At 71.5% G+C, this 24,375-nt stretch carries 21 protein-coding genes and 1 pseudogene; 13 read left to right on the top strand and 9 right to left on the bottom strand.

Annotation, left to right across the window (positions count from 1 at the left end):
• Nucleotides 1-3 precede the first annotated feature (3 nt).
• The 3 genes from AB0J66_RS47825 to AB0J66_RS47835 form a co-directional block, all read right to left on the bottom strand.
• Nucleotides 4-3,300, bottom strand: coding sequence for a hypothetical protein (locus AB0J66_RS47825; protein WP_364675646.1), 3,297 nt, complete (start codon nt 3,298-3,300; stop codon nt 4-6).
• Between the two features lie 144 nt (nt 3,301-3,444).
• The gene (locus AB0J66_RS47830) at nt 3,445-4,206 is read right to left on the bottom strand and encodes a protein phosphatase 2C domain-containing protein (protein ID WP_364675649.1); all 762 of its coding nucleotides are present in this window, start codon (nt 4,204-4,206) and stop codon (nt 3,445-3,447) included.
• A 102-nt stretch (nt 4,207-4,308) separates the two neighbouring features.
• On the bottom strand, nt 4,309-6,081 hold the full coding sequence (locus tag AB0J66_RS47835; protein ID WP_364675652.1) for a glycoside hydrolase family 6 protein: 1,773 nt from the start codon (nt 6,079-6,081) through the stop codon (nt 4,309-4,311).
• A 179-nt stretch (nt 6,082-6,260) separates the two neighbouring features.
• Here AB0J66_RS47835 and AB0J66_RS47840 point away from each other — a divergent pair, with 179 nt between their 5' ends.
• A complete protein-coding gene (locus tag AB0J66_RS47840; RefSeq protein WP_364675654.1) occupies nt 6,261-6,875 on the top strand; it encodes a hypothetical protein in 615 nt (204 codons plus the stop codon).
• 63 nt (nt 6,876-6,938) lie between these two features.
• Here AB0J66_RS47840 and AB0J66_RS47845 read toward each other — a convergent pair whose 3' ends face one another.
• Nucleotides 6,939-7,571: a hypothetical protein gene (locus AB0J66_RS47845; protein WP_364675657.1), complete on the bottom strand. Its 633-nt coding sequence runs from the start codon at nt 7,569-7,571 to the stop codon at nt 6,939-6,941.
• A gap of 55 nt (nt 7,572-7,626) precedes the next feature.
• On the opposite strand from AB0J66_RS47845, the gene AB0J66_RS47850 reads away from it, so the two are divergent.
• A complete protein-coding gene (locus AB0J66_RS47850; RefSeq protein WP_364675659.1) occupies nt 7,627-7,824 on the top strand; it encodes a hypothetical protein in 198 nt (65 codons plus the stop codon).
• 70 nt (nt 7,825-7,894) lie between these two features.
• Here the strand turns inward: AB0J66_RS47850 and AB0J66_RS47855 are convergent, their stop codons facing one another.
• Complete coding sequence (locus AB0J66_RS47855; RefSeq protein WP_364675662.1) at nt 7,895-8,404, bottom strand: hypothetical protein; 510 nt, start codon at nt 8,402-8,404, stop codon at nt 7,895-7,897.
• A gap of 90 nt (nt 8,405-8,494) precedes the next feature.
• The gene (locus AB0J66_RS47860) at nt 8,495-9,277 is read right to left on the bottom strand and encodes a hypothetical protein (RefSeq protein WP_364675665.1); all 783 of its coding nucleotides are present in this window, start codon (nt 9,275-9,277) and stop codon (nt 8,495-8,497) included.
• Between the two features lie 403 nt (nt 9,278-9,680).
• Here AB0J66_RS47860 and AB0J66_RS47865 point away from each other — a divergent pair, with 403 nt between their 5' ends.
• From AB0J66_RS47865 to AB0J66_RS47880, 4 genes and pseudogenes are all read left to right on the top strand, one after another.
• Nucleotides 9,681-11,273, top strand: a complete 1,593-nt coding sequence (locus AB0J66_RS47865) for a translation initiation factor III (protein WP_364675668.1) — start codon at nt 9,681-9,683, stop codon at nt 11,271-11,273.
• Entirely contained in the window at nt 11,270-12,739 is a 1,470-nt protein-coding gene (locus AB0J66_RS47870) for an NADH-ubiquinone oxidoreductase-F iron-sulfur binding region domain-containing protein (protein ID WP_364675671.1), read from the top strand. Before AB0J66_RS47865 ends, AB0J66_RS47870 begins: the two co-directional genes overlap by 4 nt.
• Nucleotides 12,736-13,251, top strand: coding sequence for a thioredoxin-like domain-containing protein (locus tag AB0J66_RS47875; RefSeq protein WP_364675673.1), 516 nt, complete (start codon nt 12,736-12,738; stop codon nt 13,249-13,251). The genes AB0J66_RS47870 and AB0J66_RS47875 overlap by 4 nt, the downstream gene beginning before the upstream one ends.
• 37 nt (nt 13,252-13,288) lie before the next feature.
• Nucleotides 13,289-13,882, top strand: a pseudogene (locus tag AB0J66_RS47880) (cytochrome c biogenesis protein CcdA); the annotation flags it as partial.
• Nucleotides 13,883-14,104: 222 nt separating this feature from the next.
• Here AB0J66_RS47880 and AB0J66_RS47885 read toward each other — a convergent pair.
• Nucleotides 14,105-14,350, bottom strand: a complete 246-nt coding sequence (locus AB0J66_RS47885) for a PspC domain-containing protein (protein WP_364675721.1) — start codon at nt 14,348-14,350, stop codon at nt 14,105-14,107.
• Nucleotides 14,351-14,518: 168 nt separating this feature from the next.
• Here AB0J66_RS47885 and AB0J66_RS47890 point away from each other — a divergent pair, with 168 nt between their 5' ends.
• Both AB0J66_RS47890 and AB0J66_RS47895 read left to right on the top strand, forming a co-directional pair.
• Entirely contained in the window at nt 14,519-15,244 is a 726-nt protein-coding gene (locus AB0J66_RS47890) for a helix-turn-helix domain-containing protein (RefSeq protein WP_364675675.1), read from the top strand.
• Nucleotides 15,241-16,596, top strand: coding sequence for an MFS transporter (locus tag AB0J66_RS47895; RefSeq protein ID WP_364675677.1), 1,356 nt, complete (start codon nt 15,241-15,243; stop codon nt 16,594-16,596). Before AB0J66_RS47890 ends, AB0J66_RS47895 begins: the two co-directional genes overlap by 4 nt.
• Here the strand turns inward: AB0J66_RS47895 and AB0J66_RS47900 are convergent.
• Nucleotides 16,583-17,302, bottom strand: a complete 720-nt coding sequence (locus tag AB0J66_RS47900; protein ID WP_364675680.1) for a protein phosphatase 2C domain-containing protein — start codon at nt 17,300-17,302, stop codon at nt 16,583-16,585. The two genes, AB0J66_RS47895 and AB0J66_RS47900, sit on opposite strands and share 14 nt — an antisense overlap.
• A gap of 189 nt (nt 17,303-17,491) precedes the next feature.
• Here AB0J66_RS47900 and AB0J66_RS47905 point away from each other — a divergent pair, with 189 nt between their 5' ends.
• Nucleotides 17,492-19,882, top strand: a complete 2,391-nt coding sequence (locus AB0J66_RS47905) for a Tex family protein (protein ID WP_364675681.1) — start codon at nt 17,492-17,494, stop codon at nt 19,880-19,882.
• Here AB0J66_RS47905 and AB0J66_RS47910 read toward each other — a convergent pair.
• Nucleotides 19,872-21,554 carry a serine/threonine-protein kinase gene (locus AB0J66_RS47910; RefSeq protein WP_364675684.1) on the bottom strand — a complete coding sequence of 561 codons (1,683 nt, stop codon included), beginning with the start codon at nt 21,552-21,554 and terminating at the stop codon, nt 19,872-19,874. The two genes, AB0J66_RS47905 and AB0J66_RS47910, sit on opposite strands and share 11 nt — an antisense overlap.
• Before the next feature lie 55 nt (nt 21,555-21,609).
• Between AB0J66_RS47910 and AB0J66_RS47915 the strand changes: the two genes are divergently transcribed.
• The 4 genes from AB0J66_RS47915 to AB0J66_RS47930 all read left to right on the top strand — a co-directional run bounded on the left by AB0J66_RS47915 (nt 21,610) and on the right by AB0J66_RS47930 (nt 24,316).
• Nucleotides 21,610-22,146 carry a GNAT family protein gene (locus AB0J66_RS47915; protein ID WP_364675686.1) on the top strand — a complete coding sequence of 179 codons (537 nt, stop codon included), beginning with the start codon at nt 21,610-21,612 and terminating at the stop codon, nt 22,144-22,146.
• Between the two features lie 58 nt (nt 22,147-22,204).
• Entirely contained in the window at nt 22,205-23,188 is a 984-nt protein-coding gene (locus tag AB0J66_RS47920; RefSeq protein ID WP_364675688.1) for a hypothetical protein, read from the top strand.
• A gap of 157 nt (nt 23,189-23,345) precedes the next feature.
• Complete coding sequence (locus AB0J66_RS47925) at nt 23,346-23,723, top strand: VOC family protein (protein ID WP_364675690.1); 378 nt, start codon at nt 23,346-23,348, stop codon at nt 23,721-23,723.
• Nucleotides 23,724-23,806: 83 nt separating this feature from the next.
• Nucleotides 23,807-24,316: a PepSY domain-containing protein gene (locus AB0J66_RS47930; protein WP_364675693.1), complete on the top strand. Its 510-nt coding sequence runs from the start codon at nt 23,807-23,809 to the stop codon at nt 24,314-24,316.
• The last annotated feature ends 59 nt before the right edge of the window (nt 24,317-24,375 follow it).

Genomic DNA, 24,375 nt, shown 5'->3' on the forward strand with positions numbered 1-24,375 from the left:
CCGCTACCGACCCGGCCCCGCCGACGCCGGCGGGGCCGGGACCTCTTCCTGGCCCGCGGTCTTCCAGCGTCTTGTCAGATCCGGAAAATCGGGCCAGCTGACGCTCCTGTCTCGACGGGGATACCGACCCAGCTCAGCAAGTCGAACCCACATTCGGGCCACCGGCTCCGGCTCGTCGGGCTCGAACCCGGGCCGGAGTTGTCCCAGGACCCGTTCGAGTTGGCCCAGTTGCTCGGCGGGAGTCTCGTCCGTGCGATCCAGGAACGTCAGAACGCAGCGCGCCATCGCTGTCATGATCTCGTCGCTCACGCTGTCGGGGTGCAGCTGCTCGTATCGCCGCAACAACGCACAAACGAGATTCATGGTCATGCCGGCGTCTGTGGCCGCGCGATCGAAGAGCAACCGGAGGTAGCTCTGCCGCTGTTCGATGGTGAGCGACGCTGACGCGTCGACACAGCGCAGATAAGCGTCACTCCGATCCGCGGGCGACACGGCCCCGAGCGGAAGGAGCCACGCCTTGAGCAGAAGATGAGCCGCAGACGCGTACCCGCCGTCGCGGGTGTCGGTGAATACGTTCACCGTCGTGGCCAGGGATTCGAGCAGCGGCGCCACCGTGTGCATGAGCACGTCGTCCAGATTTCCGCACTGGAGGTACTCCTTGCGGGCAAGCTGAGCGGCACTGTGCTGCCCGTAGACGTCCATCCGGCCGGTGGCCTCCCGTAGCTCGTAGGTCCAGGCGGGGTCGACCGGCGGGGGAGGAACCTCGCCCTCGGTCAACGTCAGCCGGAAGCTGCGCTGGTCGCCCGCCCAGGTTCGTTCCAGGTCGAGGACCTTGCTGATCCCCGACCATTCGTCGCTGGTGAGTTGCGAGCGCCAGAGCAGGACCTCCTGATGCCAGGCGCCGACCGGATGGGCGACGGGCCCGAGCAGGTCGCTCGCTTCGAGCCGGCCCGACAGGCAGGTGGCCAGCAGGACCAGGTTCGCGCTGTAGGCGGCGTGCCGGGCTGGGACGGACTGCCGGCGCGGCCGATAGGCGTCGTAGGCCCGGCCTGGGCGCGGGTGGTGCGCGGCCCGGAAGAGCCGGAGCACCAGGTCGGTGAGGGCGGCGCGCTGGTCCTGAGGGAGGGCACCGGTGTTCTCGGCCAGGAAGGAGAGGATCGGCAGGCGATTGGAGAGCGGCGCGAACGACAGCAGCGCGTGCAGACGGTCGTCGTCGGCGGGGGCGGCGCTCAGGGAGAACTCCGACACGGCCTCGCGGGCGACGATCTCGCGCAGGGCGCGCCAGACGATCCAGGCGACCAGGTACTCGCCGAAGGTGGCGTGCAGGAACTCGTAGGTCCGCAGGTCGCCGCCGTCGCGGGACGCCTGCGAACGATGGATGAAGAAGAAGCGGCCGAGTGCCTTCTCGGCCGCGCTGAGCGGGGCCCGCATGTCCGAGTGGTTCGTCGGTGGTGGGGTCACCAGCAGCGCGGCCAGGTCGCCTTCCAGCTCCGGCTCGGTGATCCACTGGGCGCCGCGGTTGAACATGGCCAGGCCCACTACGGCGAGGCGGTGCAGCTCCTCGTCGACGGCGCGGGCCAGGCCGCGATCGTCGAGATCGGGACGGTGTTTTGTCACCTCGCGGGTGGCGAAGTTGCGCAGCAGCCGGCCGTACAGCTCGCCCTGCCCCAGGTCGCCGGTGAGGCGTTGCAGCGCGTTGCCGTCGGCGTCGTAGAGGGCCAGCATCAGCAGCAGGAGGGGCTGGCCGGCCAGCTCGCGATGGCGCAGCACCGCCGGTGCGGCCAGCGAGGCCAGTCCACGGGTCGCGAGCCAGCCGGCGTTGGCCTCGTTCCAGACCCGCAGCCAGGCCTCGACGCGGGCGTCGTCGAAGGGCTCGAGGCGCAGCGCCACCGTGTCCTCCGGAGCCCGGGCCCGGTCGGCCACGCTGGTGCGGCTGGTCACCAGCACGGCCAGCGGGCGGCCCTGGCCGGCCTCGCGCTGTTGGAAGCGGGCGATGCGGATCAGGTAGTCGGTCTGGCTGACGCCGGTCGCCTGCAACAGCTCATCGAAGCCGTCGAGGATGACGACCGGCAGGGTGTCGGGGCCCGAGCGGACCAGCGCCGGCCACTCGACTCGCTCGCCGGTGGCGGCGCGGACCGCCCACTCGATCTGATCCTGCAGCTCGGCGTCGGCCTGGACGTCGCGCAGCACGACCCGGATCGGCAGGAAGTCGGCTGCGGGCAGGCGAGCGGCCATGACCTTGGTGAGCACCGACTTGCCGGAGCCGGGCTGGCCCAGAACCAGCAGCGGCGCCGTGACGGCCGCGGGCGACGTCAGCTGACCGGCCAGGAACTCGTCGAGGTCGGCCCGGACCGGCTGCGCCGACCACCATTTCTCGTCGCTGGGCGGCACCCCGGGCGCCACCCGGGCCACCCGGAACAACGGCTGCACATACGCCTCGGCCAGCGTCGGGATGCGCAACCCGGCCGGTGCGTCGGACGACTCGACGATCGGCCGATCGAGGGCCGCGCGATAGGCGTTGGCGATCGCCGCGCGGCGGTCGTCGGGATGCCGGCCGGTGGAGATGTCGGTGAGCAGGCGCTGCATGCCGGACATCGCCGTGGCGAGCCCGGCCACCTCGGCCTGGGTCGCGGCATGACGGCGGCCGGCCGACCAGAGGCCCACCTCGGGGAAGTCCACCGCGAGCTGCCGGAGAAGTTGCTCGTATCGATCGACGGCGCGCCCCGGGACTGCGCCGACCACCTCGATGGCGCGGTCCCACAAGGTCGCCGGCAGTCGATCAACGATGGCCAGTCCCTTGACGAAGGTTGAGGTCGACACGGCGAGGACCTGGTAGAACGCTGATAGCCGGCTCCGGAAGACCTCGTCGGGCTCGCGGGGCGACGGCAGCGGGACGGGAAGGGCCACGCTGTCGTGGGCCAGCGCCTTCCCAGCGCCGCCGGCGGCGAGCGACTCCTGCTCGGCGCGGGTGAGCTCGAGGTCGGCGAAGCGGAACGGCAGGTCGGCCTCGGCCAGCTCTTCGAAGAACGCGGTCACCACGAGGATCGAGTGGGCCGCCTCGATGCGCTTCGTGCGCCCGTGCCGGGAGAGCCCCGAGCGCTGCTCGGCGGCGCCGCGGACCAGCTCGCGGCTGAGGCGGGTGAACTCGGCCTTGGCGTCGAACAAAGCGAGGACGGCCGGGAAGGCGGGCACGGCGGCCAGCAAGAGGCCGCCGGTGACGGCGTCCAGGGCGGTGACCAGCTTGCTGTCCACGCCGCCGAGCAGGCGGGCGGCGTCGGCATAGCTGAGCGTCCTGGCCATCTGTGAACTCCCTCGCGAGGTAACCGAGGGGTCCATCATGGTGCAGCCGCTCCGGCCGCGCGTCCACCCAGGGTCTGACAAACCGAGGTCTGACGACAGAGGGCGATGCGAGCAGAAAGATGCTCGCAGCAAGAAGGTCAGCAGTCAGACCGTGCGCTCCACGCGGATCACGACCGCCGTGGCGTTGTCGGCGCCGCCGGCGGTGAGGGTGTCGTCGAGGAGGGTGGCGGCTGCGGCGGCCGGGTCGTCGGCGGAGAGGACGCGAGTCAGGTGTTCGTAGGTGAGCTGGTCGGAGACGCCGTCGGTGCAGAGCAGGTATACGTCGCCGGGGCGCAGCGAGACGTTCAGCAGGTCGGGTTCGGGGGCGTCGGGGTGGCCGGCGTAACGGGTCAGGCGGTAACGCGCGGCTGCCGCCTCCTCCGAGTCGGCGGCGAACCAGCCGTGCAGCACGCCGACCCAGGCGATCGTGTGGTCGGTGGTGAGCAGTTCGAGCAGGCCGTCGCGCAGGCGGTAGGCGCGCGAGTCGCCGAGCTGGACGAGCCAGGCGTCGGCGTCGGCGCTGCCGGCGGCCGCGAAGGCGGTCAGGGTGCTGCCGGTCAGCTGGGGCAGGTTGCTGCCCGCTCGGCGTACGGCCTCCTGGGCCTCGGCGACCGCGGTTCGCAGCGCGGCGGGCTCGGGGGAGAAGGAGGCCTCGTGCAGGGAGCGGAGGAAGACCTCGACCGCCGTGCTGCCGGCCACGGTGCTGCCGGGGCCGTCGCCCATGCCGTCCGCCACCACGGCCAGCGGGTCGCCGGGATCCAGGTGCAGGACGTCGTAGTTGTCGGCGTAGCGGTTGCCGACGACGGAGCCGGCCGCCGCGGTGAGGCGGCGGCCGGTGACGGTCCAGGCGACCTTGGTGATTTCCACACGTTCTTTCTTATCGGACTCGGCCGCCCAAGCGTGCGTAAAACACCGGGCCCCGCTCCTCGTGGGTTAGAGCGGGGCCCGGCGGTCTTTGCTACCCGGTGGTCACAGGGCCGGGTAGGCGTTCGCCATCAGCTCGCGGAACTGGGCCGAGAACCAGGCGCCGGAGATGGGGGCGTTGGGCAGGGCGCCGCTCATGCTGTTGCCGTTGCGGGCGTTGCCGGTGTAGGTCGGGTCGCACATCCGGTCGAAGCCCTTGCCCTCGTCGTTCGGGATGAGGGAGCTGGAGCCGTCCGACTCGCCCGGGGGCTTGACCCAGACGTAGGCGTCGATGCCGGTGGCCGGGGCCGCGGTCGGGCGCTCGCCGAGGCCGGCGCCGGACTGGTTGCACCAGTTGCCGGCGTGGATCCGGCGGTCGATGCGGGAGGCGTCGACGAAGGTGTTCACGTCGGTCGAGGTGCTGGCCGCCGTGGGCCGCTGCGAGCCGCCCCAGCCGTTGCGGGAGGTGTCGATCAGCATGCCGATGTTGGAGTTGAAGCCGACCGAGACCAGCTTGGTGCGGAACGCCTGGGCGAAGCTGAGCTCGTCGGTGTACTGGTTCCAGTCGATCCACTTGGACTGCCGGACGCTCTGGCCGCCGACCGTGGTGGTGGGCTGCACGAACGGCTCACGCAGGGCCGAGTAGTTCGCCGTGTTGGTGATGAAGCCGGTGACGTTGTTGACGCTGCCGGAGGCCTGCGCGGCCTGCAGCATGATGTCGGCGGTGGGGCCGAAGTTCGAGTCCCAGCCGATCCAGCCGTGGTGCGCCGCGTCGACGTAGTTGTAGGTGTTGCTGAGGGCGCCCAGCTTGTTCAGGGCGTAACCGATGCCCTGGACGTAACCGCCGTTGGCCTTCATCGTGTCGCAGGTCGCGGTGCCGCCGGCCTGGCCGGAGGTGTTGGTGACCAGGTTGGGCAGCGAGTCGATCTCGACGATGTTGATGATGCGCAGGTTCTTGTACTTCGCGTCGGCCTGGATCGCGGCGATCGGGTCGATGTACTCGGCCTTGTAACGCGGCAGGTCGTTCGGCCCGAGCTCGCCGTTGGAGGCGAGCGCGGCGCAGTCACGGCCGGGCAGGTTGTAGATCACGAACTGGATGTAGCCGGCGCCCTGCGCGAGAGCGGCGTCCAGGTGGTCACGGACGCCCATCGAGCCGTTGGAGCTGCTGTCGTCGGTGCCCTCGATGGCGGCGATCCGGTCGAGCCAGACCGCGGTCGGGTTGCTGGAGACCCGGCTGCCGCCGGGCTCGGCGTCGGCCTTGGCCTTCCACTCCGGGTTCACGTAGCCCTTGGCCCCGACGTACGGGTTGTCGACCTTGCTGCCGTTGTTGGGCGGCGGGGTCGTGACCGGGGGCGTGGTGGCCGGCGGGGTGGTGACGGGCGGAGTCGTGACCGGGGGCGTGGTGGCCGGCGGCGTGGTGGGTCCCGCGGTGCCGGTGCACACCGTGCCGTTGAGCGAGAAGCTCGCCGGGTTGGTGTTGGTGCCCGAGTAGTTGGCGTTGAAGCCGAAGTTGACGCTCGCGTTGGTGCCGATCGACGGGGACCAGGAGGGGTTGGTCGCCGTGACGTTCTGCCCGGACTGGGTGACGGTGGCGCTCCAGCCCTGGGTGATCTGCTGGTTGCCCGGGAAGGCCCAGGTGACACGCCAGCCGCCGGAGATCGGGTCGCCGAGGTTGGTCACGGTCACGGCTCCGGTGAAGCCCGTGCTCCAACTGTTGGCGGTGTAGTCGACCCGGCAGCCGGCCGCCGCGCTCGCGCTGGTCGCGACGGCTACGCCGAGACCGGAGACGAGCGTTGCTGCGGCGGCCGCGGTCAGGCCGCGGATGAGGACAGGTCTCATGTGGTGGCTCCTCGAGACATGCGGTGGCGGGGATGAGCCGGAGGCATCGAGGGGCATCGCTTTCCGGCTGCCCCGACAGCATGGCATGGGAGCGCTCCCACCGCAATGTTCAAGTTATAGATCAGAAACCATGCGTTAACACGTGCGGTGAGCTGGAGCGGATGGCGTATAACGGGTGCGTGCAGGTTTTCGAGGTCGTGGACGCGCTGGGCGAGGTTCCGAATGCTGAGGTCGCTGTGCGTCGCGGTCTGCTCACCGTGCACATTGCCGCGATCGGGGACACGGTTCAGCTCGATCCGGACGACATCCTCGACGCGCAGTCCGTCTTCGTGCCCACGAAGGCGCCGGCGGTGCAGCTCGACGTGCGGCGTGGGCGCAAGTCGCTGCCGCTGATCGTGACCGTGGACGACGTGGTCTTCAACCCGGCCTACGCCGACGACGTGGTCCAGCCGGGCGCGCACCGGCGGCTGCCGGCGATGCCGGGCCTGATCGCCTACTCGGAGATGCACCGCGACGTGCGGGCGCTGGGCAAGGCGGTCGACGACCGGACGCTCGACCTCGACCCGGAGACGCTCGCGGCCACGCTGCTCGCCCACCGCTGCTTCATCGCCGGGGCGGTTCAGGTCGGGCTCTGGCCGGTGCGGGTGGCCGCCTGGTGGGAATATTCGCATGCGCGCGTCGGCGGGCCGTCCGGGGTGGCTCCGCTGCGCGCCGATCCGATCTGGGACGAGCTGATGCTGGACGTCCAGGAGGCGCGCCGCCGGACCGAGTCCCAGTCGCAGTTGCAGTTCTGACGCGCCGCGTCCCGGCCGCGGCAACCGCGTCCCGGCCGCGACAACCGCGCCGGTCGGGCGGCCTCAGCTCGCGGCGGGGGTGGGGGAGCGCCAGCCGATGTTGATGCGGGGTGGGCGTGCGGGTTTCTCGCCGGTCATCAGGGCGTCCAGGCGTTCGTTCAGTTTGGTCAGGGCTTCGGCTGTGCGGGGGTCGGCGCCGTAGCGGCTGCGCTGGTCGTGCAGGGTGTCGGTCAGTTCGCGCAGGAGCTGGGCGGCGGCCGGCTCGGTTTTCTCGAAGGCGGTCAGGGCCTCGTCGATCTCGTGCTGGGCGGCGGTGAAGGCCGAGGTCAGCAGGGCGTCCAGGCGCTGCTCGGTCAGGCCGGTCAGGGTGGACAGCGGGCCGCCGGGCTTCGGTTTCCAGGTGGCCAGCAGCTCGACCGGGTGGGCCTTCTCGTCGCGGTCGATCAGTTTGCGGTGCGGGACGCAGAGCAGCAGCAGGTTGTCGAACGAGTCGCGTTGCGCGTCGGTCAGGCCGGGGGTGTGGCGGGGGCCGTCCGGGTCGGTGCCGCGGATGCGTACCGGCTCGATGTTGACCTCGGGCTCGGCGCCCAGGAAGACCATGACGGGGGTGCGGCAGCCGGGGAAGTCACAGCTGCCCTGGGAAAGCGCGACGAGGGCGGCACGCGCCGCCGGGGTCATGCGCGAGGTTTCGTCCACGGTTCCCTCCGAACAGCGGGTGGTTGAAGCCGGTCCAACCGGGGTAAAGACCCACATGGCATTTCACGAGATGATCTGCGAAGCCGAGAACGCCAACGAGGTGCTCTTCGTCTGCACCGACGACTCGTGCGGCCGCCGCGTGGTGGTCGGCAAGTCCCGGCCCCGCCTGACGGTCATCGACCGTGGCGACTTCTCGGCCCGGCACGTGGGCTCCCTCGGCGGCATCACCATCGAAGGCGTCGATGTGACCTGAGGGTGGAACGGAGAAGACCGGCCGGCGGATCCGGACGCCGTTGTCCGGGCCGCGCCGGCCGGCCGGGTTCCTACTCCGGGTCCTCGACCTTGATGATCGGGCCCTCGGCGTACCCCATCATGTCGTAGCCGACGGGCCCGAGGTCCGAGTCGAGGAACGTCGTGACGACGATCTTGTAGACGCCGGACTGGGTCGTGTTGCCCGGGTCGCCCTCGGGCAGCGTGAAGGCCGGCACGGTCAGCCGGCCCGTGTACCGCTCGTCCTGGCCGAAGAACGGGCCGCGGACCGGTACCCGTACCTCTCCGAGCGAGACCTCGTCGCCGGGGCCCTGGGCCTCGGCGAAGGCCGTGACCACCCAGTCCTGCGTCCGGACGGACAGGGCCGTCAGCCACAGCGGCACGAGGTTGCCGAAGACGCGCCACTGCACCTCGATGTCGAACGGTTTCGCCCGGTTGACGACAAGGTTGGACTTGCCGAGCGTGGGCCGTTCGGTGATGCCGACGATGCCGAGGAACTCACCTTCGATGGCGGGGTCGGTCGGGCCGGTGGGCGGGATGTTGGGATCGAAACGATCGGTCATGGTGATGCCCCCTTGCATCTCCTGATATCGATGCCGAACCTAAACCCGCCGGCCGCCCCGGGTCAGCCGGATCAGCGACACGATCGACAACTACCTGCGGCGCGGCGCGGTGTAGAAACCGGTCGGCAGTTCGGCCAGCGCGGCGTTGCGGCGGTTGCGGGCGCGCAGCCGCAGCAGCATGCCCACGCCCAGGAAGACCATCAGGGCGCCGATGATCAGGCCGATGCCCAGCACGCTCGTGCTGCTGGAGGCCGGCACCAGGGCGCCCGCCGAGGGTTCCCCGGGGTCCTCGGTGACGACGTCCTCGGCGACGGGGGCGTCCTCCGTGGCGCTGGGTTTCGGTGACGGCGTGGGAGAGGCGGACGGTGCGGTGCTGGCGGCCACCGGGCTGACCACCCGGGCCTGCGAGCCGGACGTGCTCAGCACCCGGCCGGTCGCGTCGAGCGCGCGGGCCGTGAAGGTCACCTCGCCGTCGTCCGGTCCGGTGAAGGCGACCGCCCACTGCCCGGTCACGGTGCGGTCCCGGCAGAGCTGACCGGGGTCGGCCTGCCGGTCGACGATCTGCGCCGCGTCGTTCTCGATGGCCGTCCGTACGCCGAACTCCTGATTGTTCTCGACCCTTGTGACCCGGACCTGGTCGAGGCTGACGCCCTTGGTCTCCACGGTGAGCGCCCACCGCACCTTCAGGCAGCGCCGGCCCTCCCGCTCGGTCGAGATCACCGCGGTCAGCGTCTTGGCCGCCTTGCCGATGGTGAACGTCGCGGGCGCCTGGTCCATCTTGACCGAGAAGCCGTCGACGTCGGCGCGCGCGGGCGTGGCGAACACGCCGATCGCGACCAGCGCGACGGCGCCCCCTGTCGCCAGGTGTCGCATGCCGATCATCTCCTTCCGTACGGGCGTCGATGCGCCCGCACGCAGGAGGGTTCGCAGGACAGCGCCGAAAGGTTCACCGGGTGGGCCGGGTCACTCCGTACGAGAACCTTAAGTTTTCCTTAGGTCTTGGTTTCTCCGGCGTGTCTGAGCAGCTCAGAGCCGCTTTGCCGAAAGTGACTGGAAAGTAGCCGACAAAATCGCCGCCCGGTGTTCATCCGAACCCGCGCCCCGCACGTAGATGGGGGATGGGCAGGGACCGGCGCGACACCAGCCGCTGCCCGAGACCAAGAGCACGGGGCACTCCCCACGGGTGCCGGCGTCCCACCGCCCACGGGACGTGACCGCTGCGGAGAACGAGGAGTCAATGGCCAGGACGAGCAACAAAGAGCGATCCGCCAATCGTGTGGCCGTCGATGTCGGAGCTACCGGTACGAAACCCGCGTCCCGCGGCGCGGTGCTCGTGCTCACCGTGAGTGTGCTCGCGGCGATCTGGGCGGTGGCGATGATGACCGCCCCCGGGCGGGTCGGCTACTACTACTTCTTCATCTACGCCGAGTTCTACATGGGCGTGGTGGCGCTGGTGTCGCTCTCCATCACCATCATGATCGGCCTGGTCGCCACCGACCGGCTCGTGCTGTCGATCCGGCAACGGGTGCTGTTGCAGTCGGCCCACCGCACCACCGGCGTGATCGCCGTGGCCGCGCTCTTCGTCCACGTCTGGACCAAGGTCGTGGAGTCGCACATCAGCATCATCGACGCCTTCATCCCGTTCCTGGCGGCCGGCAACAAGCTCTACATCGGCCTCGGCACCATCTCCGGCTGGATCATGGTGCTGGTCATGTGGACGGGCATCGCCCGGGCCCGGTTCGTCGGCCACGGCAAGCCGTGGATGTGGCGCTCGATCCACGCGATCTCCTACCTGATGTGGCCGATCGCCCTGGTGCACGGCCTCTCGGCCGGCCGCCCGGCGGCCACCTGGGTCGTCGTCAGCTACATCGTCTGCATCCTCGGCGTGCTGATCGGCCTGGCCGTACGGCTGTCGGTGAGCCTGAACCGCAACAAGGACTTCGCCTCGCAGGCCGGCGGCGCCGTGAAGCCGGTCGGCACCCTGGTCCCGACGAGCTCGCCGGCCCTGCGGAAGCCGGGCCGCCGCGAGCGCGCCCCCGAGCCGGAGCCGCAGACGCTCGGCCCGGTCGCCGTGGTCGACACGTTCCGCCCGGTCAGCCCGCCGCCCGCGCCGCCGATGGAGGACCTGGTGGTCCCGGCCGCCCGCTTCGACGAGCCCACCGGCATGATGGCCCGCCCGGACTTCGAGGACGAGGCGCCGCGGGGCCGCCGCCGGGTGGAGGAGGAGATCGAGTACGACGAGCCGCGCGGCCGCCGCTACGCCGGCGAGGACACCAGCACCCGCATGCGCCGCCCGGACTACGAGGACACCAGCACGCGGATGCGGCGCCCGGACTACGAGGACACGAGCACCCGGATGCGCCGGGACGACCTCGAGGACACGTCGACGCGGATGCGCCGGGTCGAGCGGGACGACCGCGGCTACTACGACGACGAGCCGCCGGCCCCGCGCCAGCGCCGCTACGCCGACGAGGACGAGATGCCGGCGCCGCGGGCCTCCCGTCGCCGCGGTGACATGCCGCTGTACGACGGCGGCCGCGACGACTACGACGAGGTGCCCCGGCAGCGCGGCCGGTACGCCGAGGACGACGCCCCGCCGCCGCGGCGCTCCCGGGCCCGCGACGACCGCGGCTACGAGGTCGACCGGGCCGACTCGGGCCGGCACAGCCGCAGCGGTTTCGTCGAGTTCTCGGGCGACGACGAGACGCCGACCCTGGTCGACATGGCGACCCGCCGGGCCCGGCGCGACGAGCAGGAACCCGTACGCGTCCAGGCGGGCCGGGGGGCCCGTCGCGACGGCCGCGGCCGGGGGGACGACGAGGCAGCTGACGACGCGTACTGGTCGCAGCTGCGAGGGGAAGCGAATTGAGCGCGTCGCAGGTTCCGCCGGTCACCGCGATCGGCACGCCGCGGATCACCGCGGGCTTCGACGAGTACGGTCGCCTCGACCTGCTCGCCCACCAGGAGGTGCACGGCGGTTTCGCCGCGCTCTCCTCGGGCGAGCTGATCGGCCTGGCCGACCGGATCGAGCTGCGCGGGCGTGGCGGCGCGGGTTTCCCGTTCGCCCGCAAGGTCCGCGCGGTGCTCGACTCGTGCCGCCGGCAGGAGCTGCCGCCGGTGATCGTGGTCAACGGCACCGAGGGTGAGCCGCCGTCCTGGAAGGACAAGGCGATCCTGACCCGCGCCCCGCACCTGATCCTGGACGGGGCCGCCCTGGCCGCGGCGGCGCTGGACGCCGAGGAGATCGTCATCGGCATCGCCGACGACGGCATCGGCCAGAGCTCGCTGACGGCCGCGCTGGCCGAGCGCCGGATGCCCTGCCCGACCCGGATCGTGACCGTGCCGCACCGCTTCATCTCGGGTGAGGGTGGCGCGCTGGTCCGCGGCATCAACGGCGAGGCGCACATCCCGCCCGGCCGCAAGGTCCGCTCCAGCGACAACGGCGTGATGGGCCTGCCCACGCTGCTGTCCAACGCCGAGACGTACTCGCAGCTGGCCATCGCGGCCCGGCTCGGGCCGTGGGAGTACAACGCGGTCGGCATCCCGGAGGAGCCGGGCACGGTCATGCTGACCGTCGGCGGCTCGTCGTCCAACCCGGCGGTGGTCGAGGCGCCCACCGGCACCCCGCTGATGGACGTGCTGACCATGTGCGGGGCCGACATCGGCCCCGGCCTGCTGGTCGGCGGCTACCACGGCAAGTGGATCACCGCCGAGGCGGCCAAGACGGTGACGATCTCCCGCAAGGGCTTCGCCGCGGTCGGCGGCACGCTCGGCGCGGGCATGCTCATCCCGATCGGCTCCAAGACCTGTCCGCTGGGCGAGGTCTCGCAGGTCGTGCAATATCTGGCCGGCGAGTCGGCCGGTCAGTGCGGCCCGTGCCGGCTCGGCCTGCCCGACCTGGCCCGCGCGGTCACCCTGGTCTCGCTCGGCGGCAACGCGGTCGAGAACGTGCGCCAGGCGGCCGGTGTGGTCAAGGGCCGCGGCGCGTGCAGCCACCCGGACGGCACGGCCCGCTTCGCGCTGTCGGCGCTGGAGGTCTTCGCCAAGGACGTCGAGGCCCACACGAACGGCGAGGGCTGCGGCAAGCAGGTCCGCGGCATCCTCCCGCTGCCGTACACGGCCGAGCAGGGCGCCCGCAAGCTCGCGGTGGACTGGTCGCGCTGCGACGGGCACGGCCTGTGCTCGGCGGTCGCCCCCGAGATCATCCGGCTCGACTCGAACGGCTTCCCGGCCTTCCCGCAGACGCCGCTGCCGCCGTGGCTGGAGAACGGCGCCCGCAAGGCGGTCAACGTCTGCCCGGCCCTCGCGCTGCGCCTGACCGAGGCGACGAAGTGAGGCGGCGCGCCGTCCTGGCCGGGGCGGTTCTGCTGCTGGCCGGCTGCGGCGCGCCGGAGCAGGAGACGACCGCGGCCTGGGATCCGCCCGACAGCGACGAGAAGGCGGTCCCGGCCACGCTGGCCTTCGCGGGCAAGACCCTGGACGGCAAGCCGTACGAGGGCAGCATGCTGGCCGGCAAGCCGACGATCCTCTGGTTCTGGGCACCGTGGTGCGCCACCTGCGCCAGCGAGGCCCAGAGCGTGCGCGACCTCGAGGAGCAGTACCGCGGCAAGGTCAACTTTCTCGGCATCGCGGGCCTGGGCGACAACAAGGCGATGCACGAGTTCGTCCGCGACTTCGAGCTGAGCGCGGTCCCGCAACTCGACGACCAGGCCGGCGTCATCTGGAAGAAATTCAAGATCACCGAGCAGAGCCTGTACGTGGTGCTGGACCAGGCCGGCCAGATACGCAAGACCGGCTATCTCGACGATCTGCAGCTGACCGCCGAGGTCAAGGCGCTGGCGGTCTGAGATGGGCGGAGCGCTGCTGCTGGCGCTGACCGCCGGCATGCTCGGCGCGGTCAACCCTTGCGGCTTCGCCCTGCTCCCGGCGTATCTGTCGGTGCTGGTGTCGGCCGGCTCGCCGGTTATCTCCGGCGCGCACGGCCCGTCGTCCCCCGGGCCCGAGAGGGCGGGCCCGTCCGCGGTCGGCGCCGCGATCCTCCGGGCGTTGCGATGCAGCGCGGCCTTGGCCCTGGGCTATGTGGTCGTGTTCGGCGCTTTCGGCCTGGTGCTGGCCCCGATCGCCGGGGTCCTGCAGCCTCGCCTGCCGTGGCTGACGGTCGTGCTGGGGCTGGTCCTGGCCGCGCTCGGCGGATGGCTGCTCTCGGGCCGTTCCCTGCTGGCCCTGACCGTGCGGGCTCCGCGGCTGACCGGCTCGGCCGTGTCTACGGTGCTGTTCGGGATGGCGTACGCGGTGGCCTCGCTGGGCTGCGCGGTCGGGCCGTTCCTGGCGCTGGTCGTGTCGAGCCTGCGCGCCGGGTCGGTCGCCGAGGGGGTGGCGCTCTTCGTGGCGTACGGCCTGGGAATGACCTTGATCGTGGCGGTGACCGCCGTGGCCGTGGCGCTGATGCGGACCGGGGTGATCACGCGGACGCGCCGCCTGCTGGGGGTGGTGCCCCGGCTCGGCGGCGCGATCCTGATCGTCTGCGGTCTCTACGTGGCCTACTACGGCTGGTACGAACTACGGCTGGCCGGTGACTTGCGGCTGGCCGGCACCGACCCGGTGATCAATGCCGCCGCCGGGGTGCAGCGGTGGCTGAGCGATCTCGTGGCCGGTGCGGGCGCGGCGCCGTTCGTGATCCTGCTGGCGCTCGGGGTGCTGTCAGGCCACCGGCGGGTACGCCGAGGCGTAGGCCGGCTTCTCCGACGGCATCACGAGCCACAGGATCGGGTAGACGAGGATCTGGCTGCCCGGGATGGCCAGCAGGACCACCACGAACAGCAGGCGGGCGAGCCAGGGGTCGATGCCGAAGCGGCGGGCGAGGCCGGCGCACACGCCGGCGAGCATCCGGCCCTCCCGCGGACGGGTCAGGCCCTGACGGGACAGGCTGTCGTGCACGGCGTTCATTGATCTCACACTCTCTCGGTGAAGTCTTTTCCGAGGTCCCTTGCTGCCTCGATGTATCCATCGTCGGCGTTTTGAGTGCCTACGAACATCGGGATGTCCCCTGGGCCGACCCTGATCCACCACCCTGAGGGGTTGCTAGAGACATCTTTCTAAAGCATTCTCTAGGGTATGCCCGACGATCCCGGCTCCTCCGCGCGGCTCACCGATCCGCGCAGCCTTCGCGCGTATGCCCATCCGCTGCGCCTGCGCCTCATCGGTCTGCTGCGCTCGGAGGGGCCGATGACGGCCACCCAGGCCGCGGCGGCGCTCGACGACAACGTGCCGAACTGCTCGTTCCACCTGCGCCAGCTCGCCAAGTACGGTCTCGCCGAGCGGGTGCCGGGTGTGGACGCCCGCGAGCGCCCCTGGCGGGCCACCGCCCCCAGCACCTCATGGGCCGACGACTCCGACGACCGCGACATGCGCGCGGCCACCGACCAGCTCAACCGGGTGCTGCTCAGGGATTACACCCAGCGCGCCGAGGCCTACCTGGCCGTCCGCGGCGACGAGCCGGCCGAGTGGCGCGCCGCCGCCGGCTTCGGCGACGCCCTGGTCCATGTCACGGCCGCCGAGCTGCGGGAGCTCACCGGGCAGATGGAGGCCCTGTTCGAGCGCTTCGCCGACCGCATGGCCGACCCCACGGCCCGCCCACCCGGCTCCCGCCTGATCCAGCTCATCCAGATGGCCGTGCCCCGCGAAACCGCATCCGCACCGCCCGGCCCCGCGCCCGCCCATCCTGAGTCCGCGCCAGCCCACCCTGCGTCCCCGCCAGCCAACCCCGCGCCCGCGTCGCCCTCCCGTCCCACGCCCGCGTCGCCCTCCCGCCCCGCGCCCACGCAGGAGGAAGAGTCATGACGGTTACCGGGGAGCCGGCCGAAGAAGTGGCGGCCGATGGGACGGCCGTGGAAGCGCCGGCCGGGCGGCGTGGGGAGTCGGCTGAGGGGCCGGCCGGGCGGCGTGAGGAGTCGGCCGAGGGGGCGGCCGCCGGGGTGCGGGGGCTGCTGCGGCAGGCGGCGTTTCGGCGGTACTGGGCGGCGCAGACGGTGTCGCTGATGGGGGATCAGGTCACGCTCGTCGCCGTTCCGCTGGTGGCTGTGCTTGTCGTCGGGGCCGGGCCGGCGCAGATGGGCTTTCTGACCGCGGCTGCCCTGCTGCCCAACCTGTTTTTGTCCCTGCCGGCCGGGGCGTGGGTCGACAAGCGGCCCGGCAAGCGCCAGATCATGATCGTGGCCGACCTGGCCCGGGCGGTGTTGCTGCTGGCCGTGCCGGTGCTGTGGTGGGCCGACGCCCTCACGTTGCCGTTGTTGGCCGTGGTGGCGTTCGCCGTGGGCACGTTCTCGTTGCTGTTCGAGGTGGCCCACGCCAGCCTGTTCGCCTCGCTGGTGCGCCGTGAGGACTACGTCGACGCCAACCGCCTGCTCAACGGCAGCCGGGCCGCGTCGTTCGTAGTCGGGCCGTCGGTGGCCGGGGCGCTGGTGCAGTGGCTCACCGCGCCGGTCGCCCTGCTCGTCGACGTGGTCAGCTACCTGTGGTCGGCCCTCTTCCTGCGCCGCGTCCGCGTCACCGAGCATGCCCCGGCCGCGGGGGAGAAAAACGGCATGACCGCGGGTGTCGGATTCGTCGCCCGGTCGGCCGTGCTGCGGGCGGTCCTGCTCGGCGCCACTACCCTGAACCTGTTCAACTACATCTTCGCGGCGCTCTTCGTGCTCTACGTGACCACGGCGCTGCACGTCTCGCCGGGCACCCTGGGCCTGGTCATCGGTCTCGGCTCGATCGGCGGCGTGCTCGGCGCGGTCGCCGCCGGACCGCTGACCCGCCGGATCGGCGTCGGGCCGGCCGCGATCACCGGCTTCGTGCTGTTCCCGGCCCCGCTGATCCTGGTGCCGTGGGCCGAGGAGCCGGTGATCCTGGCCGCGCTGGTCACCGCCGAGTTCCTCTCCGCGGCCGGCGTCATGATCCTCGACATCGCGGTCGGCGCCGTCCAGACCGCCGCGACCCCGCCCACGATGCTGGCCGTCGTCTCCGGCTTCAAGCGCACCGTCAACTACGGCATCCGCCCGATCGGCGCCCTGCTCGGTGGGGCTTTGGGCACGTTCATCGGCGTACGCCCGGCCCTGTGGGTCGCCACCGTAGGTGCGCTCCTGGGCGTGCTGTGGGTGCTCTTCTCCCCGGTGCGCTCGATGAAGGAGCTGCCTACGCTTCCGTGACGTCGGCGACGATCACCGTGACGTTGTCGGGGGCGCCGTTCTCCAGGGTGCGGTGCACCAGCTCGGCCGCGGCGGTCTTGCGGTCGGCGTTGTCGAGCAGGGTCTGCCGGATCACGCCGTCCTCGACGTAATCGCTCAGGCCGTCGCTGCACAGCAGGAACCGGTCGCCCGCCTGGACGGGGATCATCCGCCCGGTCGGCCGGAACGGGCCGCCCTGCACGGCCTGGGTGACCAGGGCCCGCTGCGGGTGCCGGCGCGCGTCCTCGGCGCTGAGCACGCCCTGGTCGACCAGGGCCTGGACGTACGTGTCGTCGCGGGTCACCTGTTGCATCTCGCCGTCGCGGACGAGGTAGCAGCGGGAGTCGCCGACGTTGAGCGCGGCCACCCGGTCGCCGGAGAGCATCAGCGCGGTCACCGTAGTGCCCATGCCGTCGCGGGCGTCGTCGTCGGCCACCGCGGCCTCGATCCGGCCGTTGGCGGTCTGCAGCGCGGCCAGCAGGTCCTGCAGGGGCTCGCCGGTGTCCTCGCCGTCGTCGACGACGGCGAGGGCCTGCACGAGGATGTCACTGGCCAGCTCGCCGGCAGGGAGGCCACCCATGCCGTCGGCGACGACGAGGAGGCGGTTGCCGACGAAGACCGCGTCCTCGTTGTTGGAGCGCACCAGGCCCTGATCGGTGGCAGCGACCGCCCGGACAACAAGCGTCATGCCGATAAGACTGCCAAAGGCCGAAACGGATGTCTCTAGTACCTCCCACCTAGCCGAGATGACGATGGCCTAGAGTTGGATGATTTGCCGGTTCTCGGTGGGCTCACGGTGTCCCCCGGGAGCGGTACAGCGGGTGCGTCATGCGGGGTGGGGAGACAGGCGATCCGGGCATCGGAGACAATCGTCGGCGTGACGACAGCGATCCATCAGCGCATTGCCTCCGAGCTCGGTGTCCGCGAGAGCCAGGTGACGGCTGCGGTCGAGCTTCTCGACGGCGGCGCCACCGTGCCGTTCATCGCCCGCTACCGCAAGGAGGTGACCGGCACCCTCGACGACACGCAGCTGCGCACGCTCGAGGAGCGCCTGGGCTACCTGCGGGAGCTGGAGGAGCGCCGGGCCGCCGTGCTCGAGTCGATCCGGCAGCAGGGCAAGCTCGACGACGCGCTGGAGCAGGCCATCCTCGCCGCCGATTCCAAGGCCCGGCTCGAGGACATCTACCTGCCGTTCAAGCCGAAGCGCCGGACCAAGGCGCAGATCGCCCGCGAGGCCGGCCTGGAGCCGCTGGCCGAGCAGTTGCTCGGCGACCCGTCGCTCGACCCGCGGGCCACCGCGGCCGCCTTCGTCGACGCCGAGAAGGGTGTGGCCGACGAGACCGCCGCCCTCGACGGCGCCCGCTCGATCCTGATCGAACGGTTCGCCGAGGACGCCGACCTGATCGGCGAGCTGCGCGAGCGCATGTGGACCCGGGGCCGCCTGGTCGCGAAGGTCAACGAGGGCAAGCAGACCGAGGGCGCCAAGTTCGCCGACTACTTCGACTTCGCCGAGCCGTACGCGAAGCTGCCGTCGCACCGCATCCTCGCCATGTTCCGCGGCGAGAAGGAGGGCGTGCTCGACCTGACGATGGAGCCCGAGCCGGAGGACGAGTCCACCTTCGAGCCGCGCATCGCGGGCCGCTTCAACATCTCCGACCAGGGCCGCCCGGGCGACAAGTGGCTGACCGACACGGTCCGCTGGGCCTGGCGCACCCGCATCCTGATCCACCTCGGGGCCGACCTGCGGGTCCGCCTCTGGCAGGCGGCGGAGGACGAGGCCGTACGCGTGTTCGCGGCCAACCTGCGTGATCTGCTGCTCGCCGCCCCGGCCGGCACCCGCGCCACGATGGGGCTCGACCCGGGGTTCCGTACGGGCGTGAAGGTCGCCGTCGTCGACGGCACCGGCAAGGTCGTGGCGACCGACACGATCTACCCGCACGTCCCGCAGAACAAGTGGGACGAGTCCATCCACCGGCTCGCGGCCCTGGCCAGCAAGCACAACGTCGACCTGATCGCGATCGGCAACGGCACCGCCTCGCGCGAGACCGACAAACTGGCCGCCGAGCTGATCAAGCGGCACCCCGAGGCCAAGCTGACCAAGGTGATGGTCTCCGAGGCCGGCGCGTCGGTCTACTCGGCCTCCGCCTACGCCGCCTCGGAACTGCCGGGCATGGACGTGTCCCTGCGCGGCGCGGTCTCCATCGCCCGCCGCCTGCAGGACCCCCTCGCGGAGCTGGTGAAGATCGACCCGCGCTCGATCGGCGTCGGTCAGTACCAGCACGACCTGTCCGAGGTGAAGCTCTCGCGCTCGCTCGACGCGGTCGTCGAGGACTGTGTGAACGCGGTCGGCGTGGACGTCAACACGGCCTCGGCCCCGCTGCTGACCCGCGTCTCGGGCATCGGCGCCGGCCTGGCCGAGAACATCGTGCTGCACCGCGACCAGAACGGCCCGTTCAAGAACCGCTCCGAGATCAAGAAGGTGGCCCGGCTCGGGCCCAAGGCGTTCGAGCAGTGCGCGGGCTTCCTGCGCATCCCGGGTGGCGACGACCCGCTCGACTCGTCCAGCGTCCACCCGGAGTCGTACCCCGTGGTCCGCACGATCCTGTCCACGGTCGGGGCCGACCTCAAGAGCGTCATCGGCAACACCCAGGTGCTCCGCAAGATCAAGCCGGAGCAGTTCGTGACTGACACCGTCGGCCTGCCGACCGTCACCGACATCCTGGGCGAGCTCGAGAAGCCGGGCCGCGACCCGCGTCCCGGTTTCACCACGGCCACCTTCGCCGAGGGCGTCGAGAAGATCGCCGACCTCAAGCCGGGCATGGTCCTCGAGGGCGTGGTGACCAACGTGGCCGCCTTCGGCGCGTTCGTCGACATCGGCGTCCACCAGGACGGGCTGGTGCACGTGTCGGCGCTGTCCAACACCTTCGTCAAGGACCCGCGGGAGGTCGTGAAGTCGGGCGACGTGGTCAAGGTGCGGGTGGTCGAGGTCGACGAGGCCCGCAAGCGGATCTCGCTGACCATGCGCCTGACCGACGAGCCCGTCCGCAAGCCCCGCGAGGACCGCGGCCCCCAGTCGGGCCAGGGCCAGCCCCGCCAGCAGCGCCAGGGCGGTGGCCAGCAGCGTCAGGGCGGTGGCCAGCAGCGTCAGGGCGGTGGCCAGCGTCAGGGTGGTGGTGGTCAGCAGCGGCCGCGGCAGCAGGACCAGCGCGGCTTCGGCAACGACGCGATGGCCGACGCCCTGCGCCGGGCCGGTCTGACTAAGGACTAGAGCTGATCGCGATGTGGTCGAAGGCCACCCGGAACGGGCCGCTCGGCGGGGCGTCCCGGTCCGGGTAGACCCCGAGCAGCAGCCGGGCCCCGGTGATCTGCCGGTCGGCCAGGGGCGCCGAGCCGGCCACGGTCCCGTCCCGGGTGATGGTCACCTGGCCGTCGTCGACCTTCAGGCCGATCCGGGTCGGCTCGCCGTTCACGGTGATCGGCTTGTCGAGCGGCAGCGTGCGGGTCACCACCACGTCGGTGCCCTTGTGGGTGCCGACATAGATGCTGTTCGTGCACGCCCGTACGAGGTAGCCCTTGTTGGCTCCGAAGTGGAACCAGATCGCCGCGCACGAGTCGGCGCTCAGCAGCCGGACCCCGACCTCGGCGTCGATCTCGTCCGGCAGCTGGTCCTGCGGGCCCGGGCACTTGTAGAGCCGGCGGCTGTCGACCCGGGCCACCAGCGAGCCGTCGGTGAACTGACACGACGAGTGCCCGTCGGGCTCGGTCTTGGCCAGCCAGTACCGGGCCGCGGCCAGATCGTCCTGGATGATCATCGGCTGCTGCGGCCCCGCCACCGGTGGCGTCGTCTCGGCCGGCCTCCGCCCGAAGATCACCATCATCGCGCCCGCGATCACGACCAGCACCAGGAACGCGGCCGCGCTCGGCATGAACCACCGGTGCTTCTTCTCCGGCTCCGGGCTCTCCTCCATGGGCCCCACGGCCGAGATCGGCACCGTGATGATCGAGTCTTCCTCGTAGCCCTTCGGCATCAGCCCGGTCACCGACTGCGCGTTCGCCGCCGCCACCCGCAGGTCCGGCTGGTCGTCCAGGGCGGCCCTGGTCGCGTCGGGCCGTGACGGCCCCGCCACCAGCAGGTCCAGCAGCTCGCGGGCGGTCGGCCGGTTCTTCGGGTCCTTCTCCAGGCTGTACGCGACCAGGTCGCGCAACGGGCCGCTCAGGCCCTCCAGATTCGGCTCGCGGGTCAGGATGCGCCCGGCCGTGGCCGGGGGAGAGTCGCCGCCGAACGGGGTCTTTCCGGTCCCGGCGTACGTCACGACGCTGCCCCACGAGAACACGTCGGCCGCGGCCGTGATCGGCACGTCCTCGTCGCCGAAGCGCTCCGGCGCCATGTAGGCCACCGTGCCGACCATCTGCGACGCCGCGGTGTTGTCGCTCGGCGCCCCCATCGCCCGCGCGATCCCGAAGTCGATCACCTTGGGGCTGCCCGGCGCCAGCAGCACGTTGCGCGGCTTCAGATCGCGGTGGATCACCCCGGCCCCGTGGATGGCGGTCAGCGCGGTCGCCACCCCGATGGCCACGCTGTGCAGGTTGGCCGCGGTCAGCGGGCCCCGCTCCTCGACCACCTCGGCCAGGGTCGGCCCGTCCACGTACTCGCAGACCAGGTACGGATGCTCGGCGTCCGGGTCGGCGTCGAGGACCTCGGCCGTGCAGAACGGCGGCACCTGCCGGACCCGGGCCACCTCGCTGCGGAACCGGCGGCGGAACTCGTCGTCGTGGGCCAGGTCGGCGCGCACGACTTTGACCGCCACCAGCACGCCCGCCGGTGACTTGGCCAAAAAGACGGTGCCCATGCCGCCCTCGCCGAGCCGGCCGACCAGCTCGTAGGAGCCCAGCCGGTCCGGGTCGCGAGGACGCAACGGCTCCGTATGCTCCCCAGGCATGGGAGCACTGTATAGGGCGGCGTCGCTGCGTTTCCCGGCCGGATAACCTCGGTGCATGCTGATCGCGACGGAACGGCTCCTCCTGCGGCGCTTCCGCCCCTCGGACGCCCCGGTCCTGGCCGCGTACCGCTCGGATCCGGCCGTGGCCCGCTACCAGTCCTGGGACGCGCCGTTCCCGCTGCTGCGGGCCGAGACCGCCGTCGCCAACTTCATCGCCTCGGACCCGGACAAGCCCGGCTGGTTCCAGTACGCGATCGAGCGGATCGCCGAGAAGGACCTCATCGGCGACGTGGCGGTCCATCTCCACGACAACCTGAAGCAGGCCGAGGTCGGCTTCACCCTGGCCACGCACCATCAAAAGCAGGGGTACGCGACGGAGGCCGTCCGCGCCGTGCTGGACCGCCTGTTCCGCGTGCAGGGGCTGCACAAGGTGGCGGGGGAGTGCGACGCCCGTAACGTGGCGTCGGCTTCCCTGATGGAGCGGCTCGGCTTCACCCGCGAGGGCCTGCTGCGCCAGCAGACGTACCTCAAGGGCGAGTGGACCGACGACCTGATCTTCGGCCTGCTCGCCTCCGAGTGGCTCCTCGATTGATCAACTTCTGACCGTCCGGCTGTCGAATCGCCCGTCCCCGATCCGTACAGTGCCGTCCGTGAACCAGACCCGTCCGGCCACCGTCCGGATCGCCTTCTACTTCCAGATCGCCGTGGTGGGGATGCTGGTCCTGTTCGTCGGCGCGACCATCGCCCGGGCGATCCACTACGACGGGCTGATCTCCGAGGCCGCCCTCGGCACCGGCGCCGACCCCGGCGACGTGGCCGACGAACGCTCGACCAACATCTCGGACACGCTCTTCCCGGCGATCCCGGCCCTGATCCTGGCCGTCTGGCTCGGCATCACCGCGTTCTTCGTCCGCCGGGGCAACAACACCGCCCGCATCCTCACCCTCGTCGGCATGGGCGCGCCCGCCGTGCTGTTCCTCTTCGGCTGCCTTCTCGGCGGTTTCGGCCTGTTCTTCGTCTTCGGGGCGCTGTTCACGTCGGGTTTCGACGAGGACGAGCCGTACGCCGACGAGCCCTTCCCGGACGACAGCACCGACTTCAGCGGCGGCTCCTTCCCCGGCGATGCCTTCTACGACAAGCTGGCCGACCTCGACTCGACCGGCTGGTCCGTCGCCTTCCAGGTGATCGACTTCGCCACCCTCCTGCTGGCCCTGGCCTGCGCCATCGTCACCGCCGTCCTGCTGCTGGTGGGCCCGTCCAGCCGCTTCTTCCGCCCGGCCCGCCCGTTCCAGCCGCCCTTCGGCTACCCGATGCCGCCCGCGTTTCCGGCGCCGGCGGCCTGGCACCCGTACGCCCCGGTGCCCCACCCGCCGATGCCGTTCCCTCCGCCGCCGATGCCGTTCCCCCAGCCTCCGGCGCCGTTCCCGCAGCCGTCCGATCCGTTCGCCGGGACCTCGCCCTACGCCCCGCCGCCCACCGACTGGTCCGGCGCCGCGCCGGCCTCCCCGCCTTCCGACCAGCCGCCCGCTTCCCCGCCTTCCGACCAGCCGCCTTTTTCTGCGCCTTCCGACCAGCCGAGCCCGCCGCCCGCGTCTCCGCCCGCGGATCCGGCTGGTCCGCCGCCCTCAGCCTGACCCGGGCTTGACGGCTTCCCCGCCACGCCGTCTTCCTGGCCCCCCGCGGCACACTGCGCCTACGCTGACCCGCAGGCTCACCTCATCGTCGAACCGTGGGCTTGCGCCCGTGCTGACTCGCGGGCGTGCGCCTCCGCCGACCTAGTGAGGTGAGGCTGTGCCGATCGGGCGCCTGCACCATCTGATCGTCGACTGTCCCGACCCGGGCGCCTCGGCCCGGTTCTGGAGCGAAGTGCTGGGTCAGCCGGTCACCTACGACGACGGCGACTTCGCGGTCGTCTCGGCCGGCACCACCACTTCCGGATTGGCGTTCCAACGTTCGCCGGACCAACGATCGCCGACCTGGCCGGACCCGGCCGTGCCGCAGCAGATGCACCTCGACGTGATGGTCGACGACCAGGCCGCGGCGGCGGAGCAGGTCTTGGCCCTCGGGGCGCGGGCGTTGCCCGGGGATCACGTGTTCGCGGATCCCGCCGGGCATCCGTTCTGCCTGATCCCGCGGCCGGGCTGGGCGCCGCCGGTCAACGAGCCTTAGCACTCCTTTAACGGCCGCACAGCGTGCCCATAGCCGACCTCCCGCGATGGTGGAACCGTCCGAAACGACTGGGAGGTCAACTGATGAAGAGCACTCGTACCGTCGTCGTGGCCGGCGTCGGCGTCCTGGCGGCCCTGGGCCTCGCCGGCACCGCCCTGGCCACCGCCGGCGGCGAGAGCCCGGCCCGGGCCGCCGCCGTGGCGCTCGCCGAAACGCCGTCGGCCGCGCCGAGCGCCAGCACGAGCCCGGCCCCGGCCGCCCCGACCGGCTCAGCCACCTCGAACAGCCCGACCGGCTCCGCGACCCCGACCGGCCCCGCCACCGCGGACCCGGCCGCGCCGCCCGGGGCCACCGTCGACGCCGGCGCCGCGCGGGAGATCGCCCTGCGCACGGTGCCCGGCGGCCAGATCCACGAGGTCGAGCTGGACGACGACGACAACGACCGCCCGGTCTGGGACATCGACGTTCACGCCGGCACGCAGGAACACGAACTCGAGATCGACCCGGCCGACGGCAAGGTCCTCCAGCACGACACCGAGGCCCGGGACAACGACAACGACAGCGACGACCAGGACGACAACGACGACGACTGATACGCCGCTGCCCGCCCAGCGCCCGGCCACCCGCGATGGGGTGGCCGGGCTTCTGTGCG

Origin of the sequence: Actinoplanes sp. NPDC049598 (genome assembly GCF_040675435.1) — a bacterium.
Lineage (GTDB): Bacteria > Actinomycetota > Actinomycetes > Mycobacteriales > Micromonosporaceae > Actinoplanes.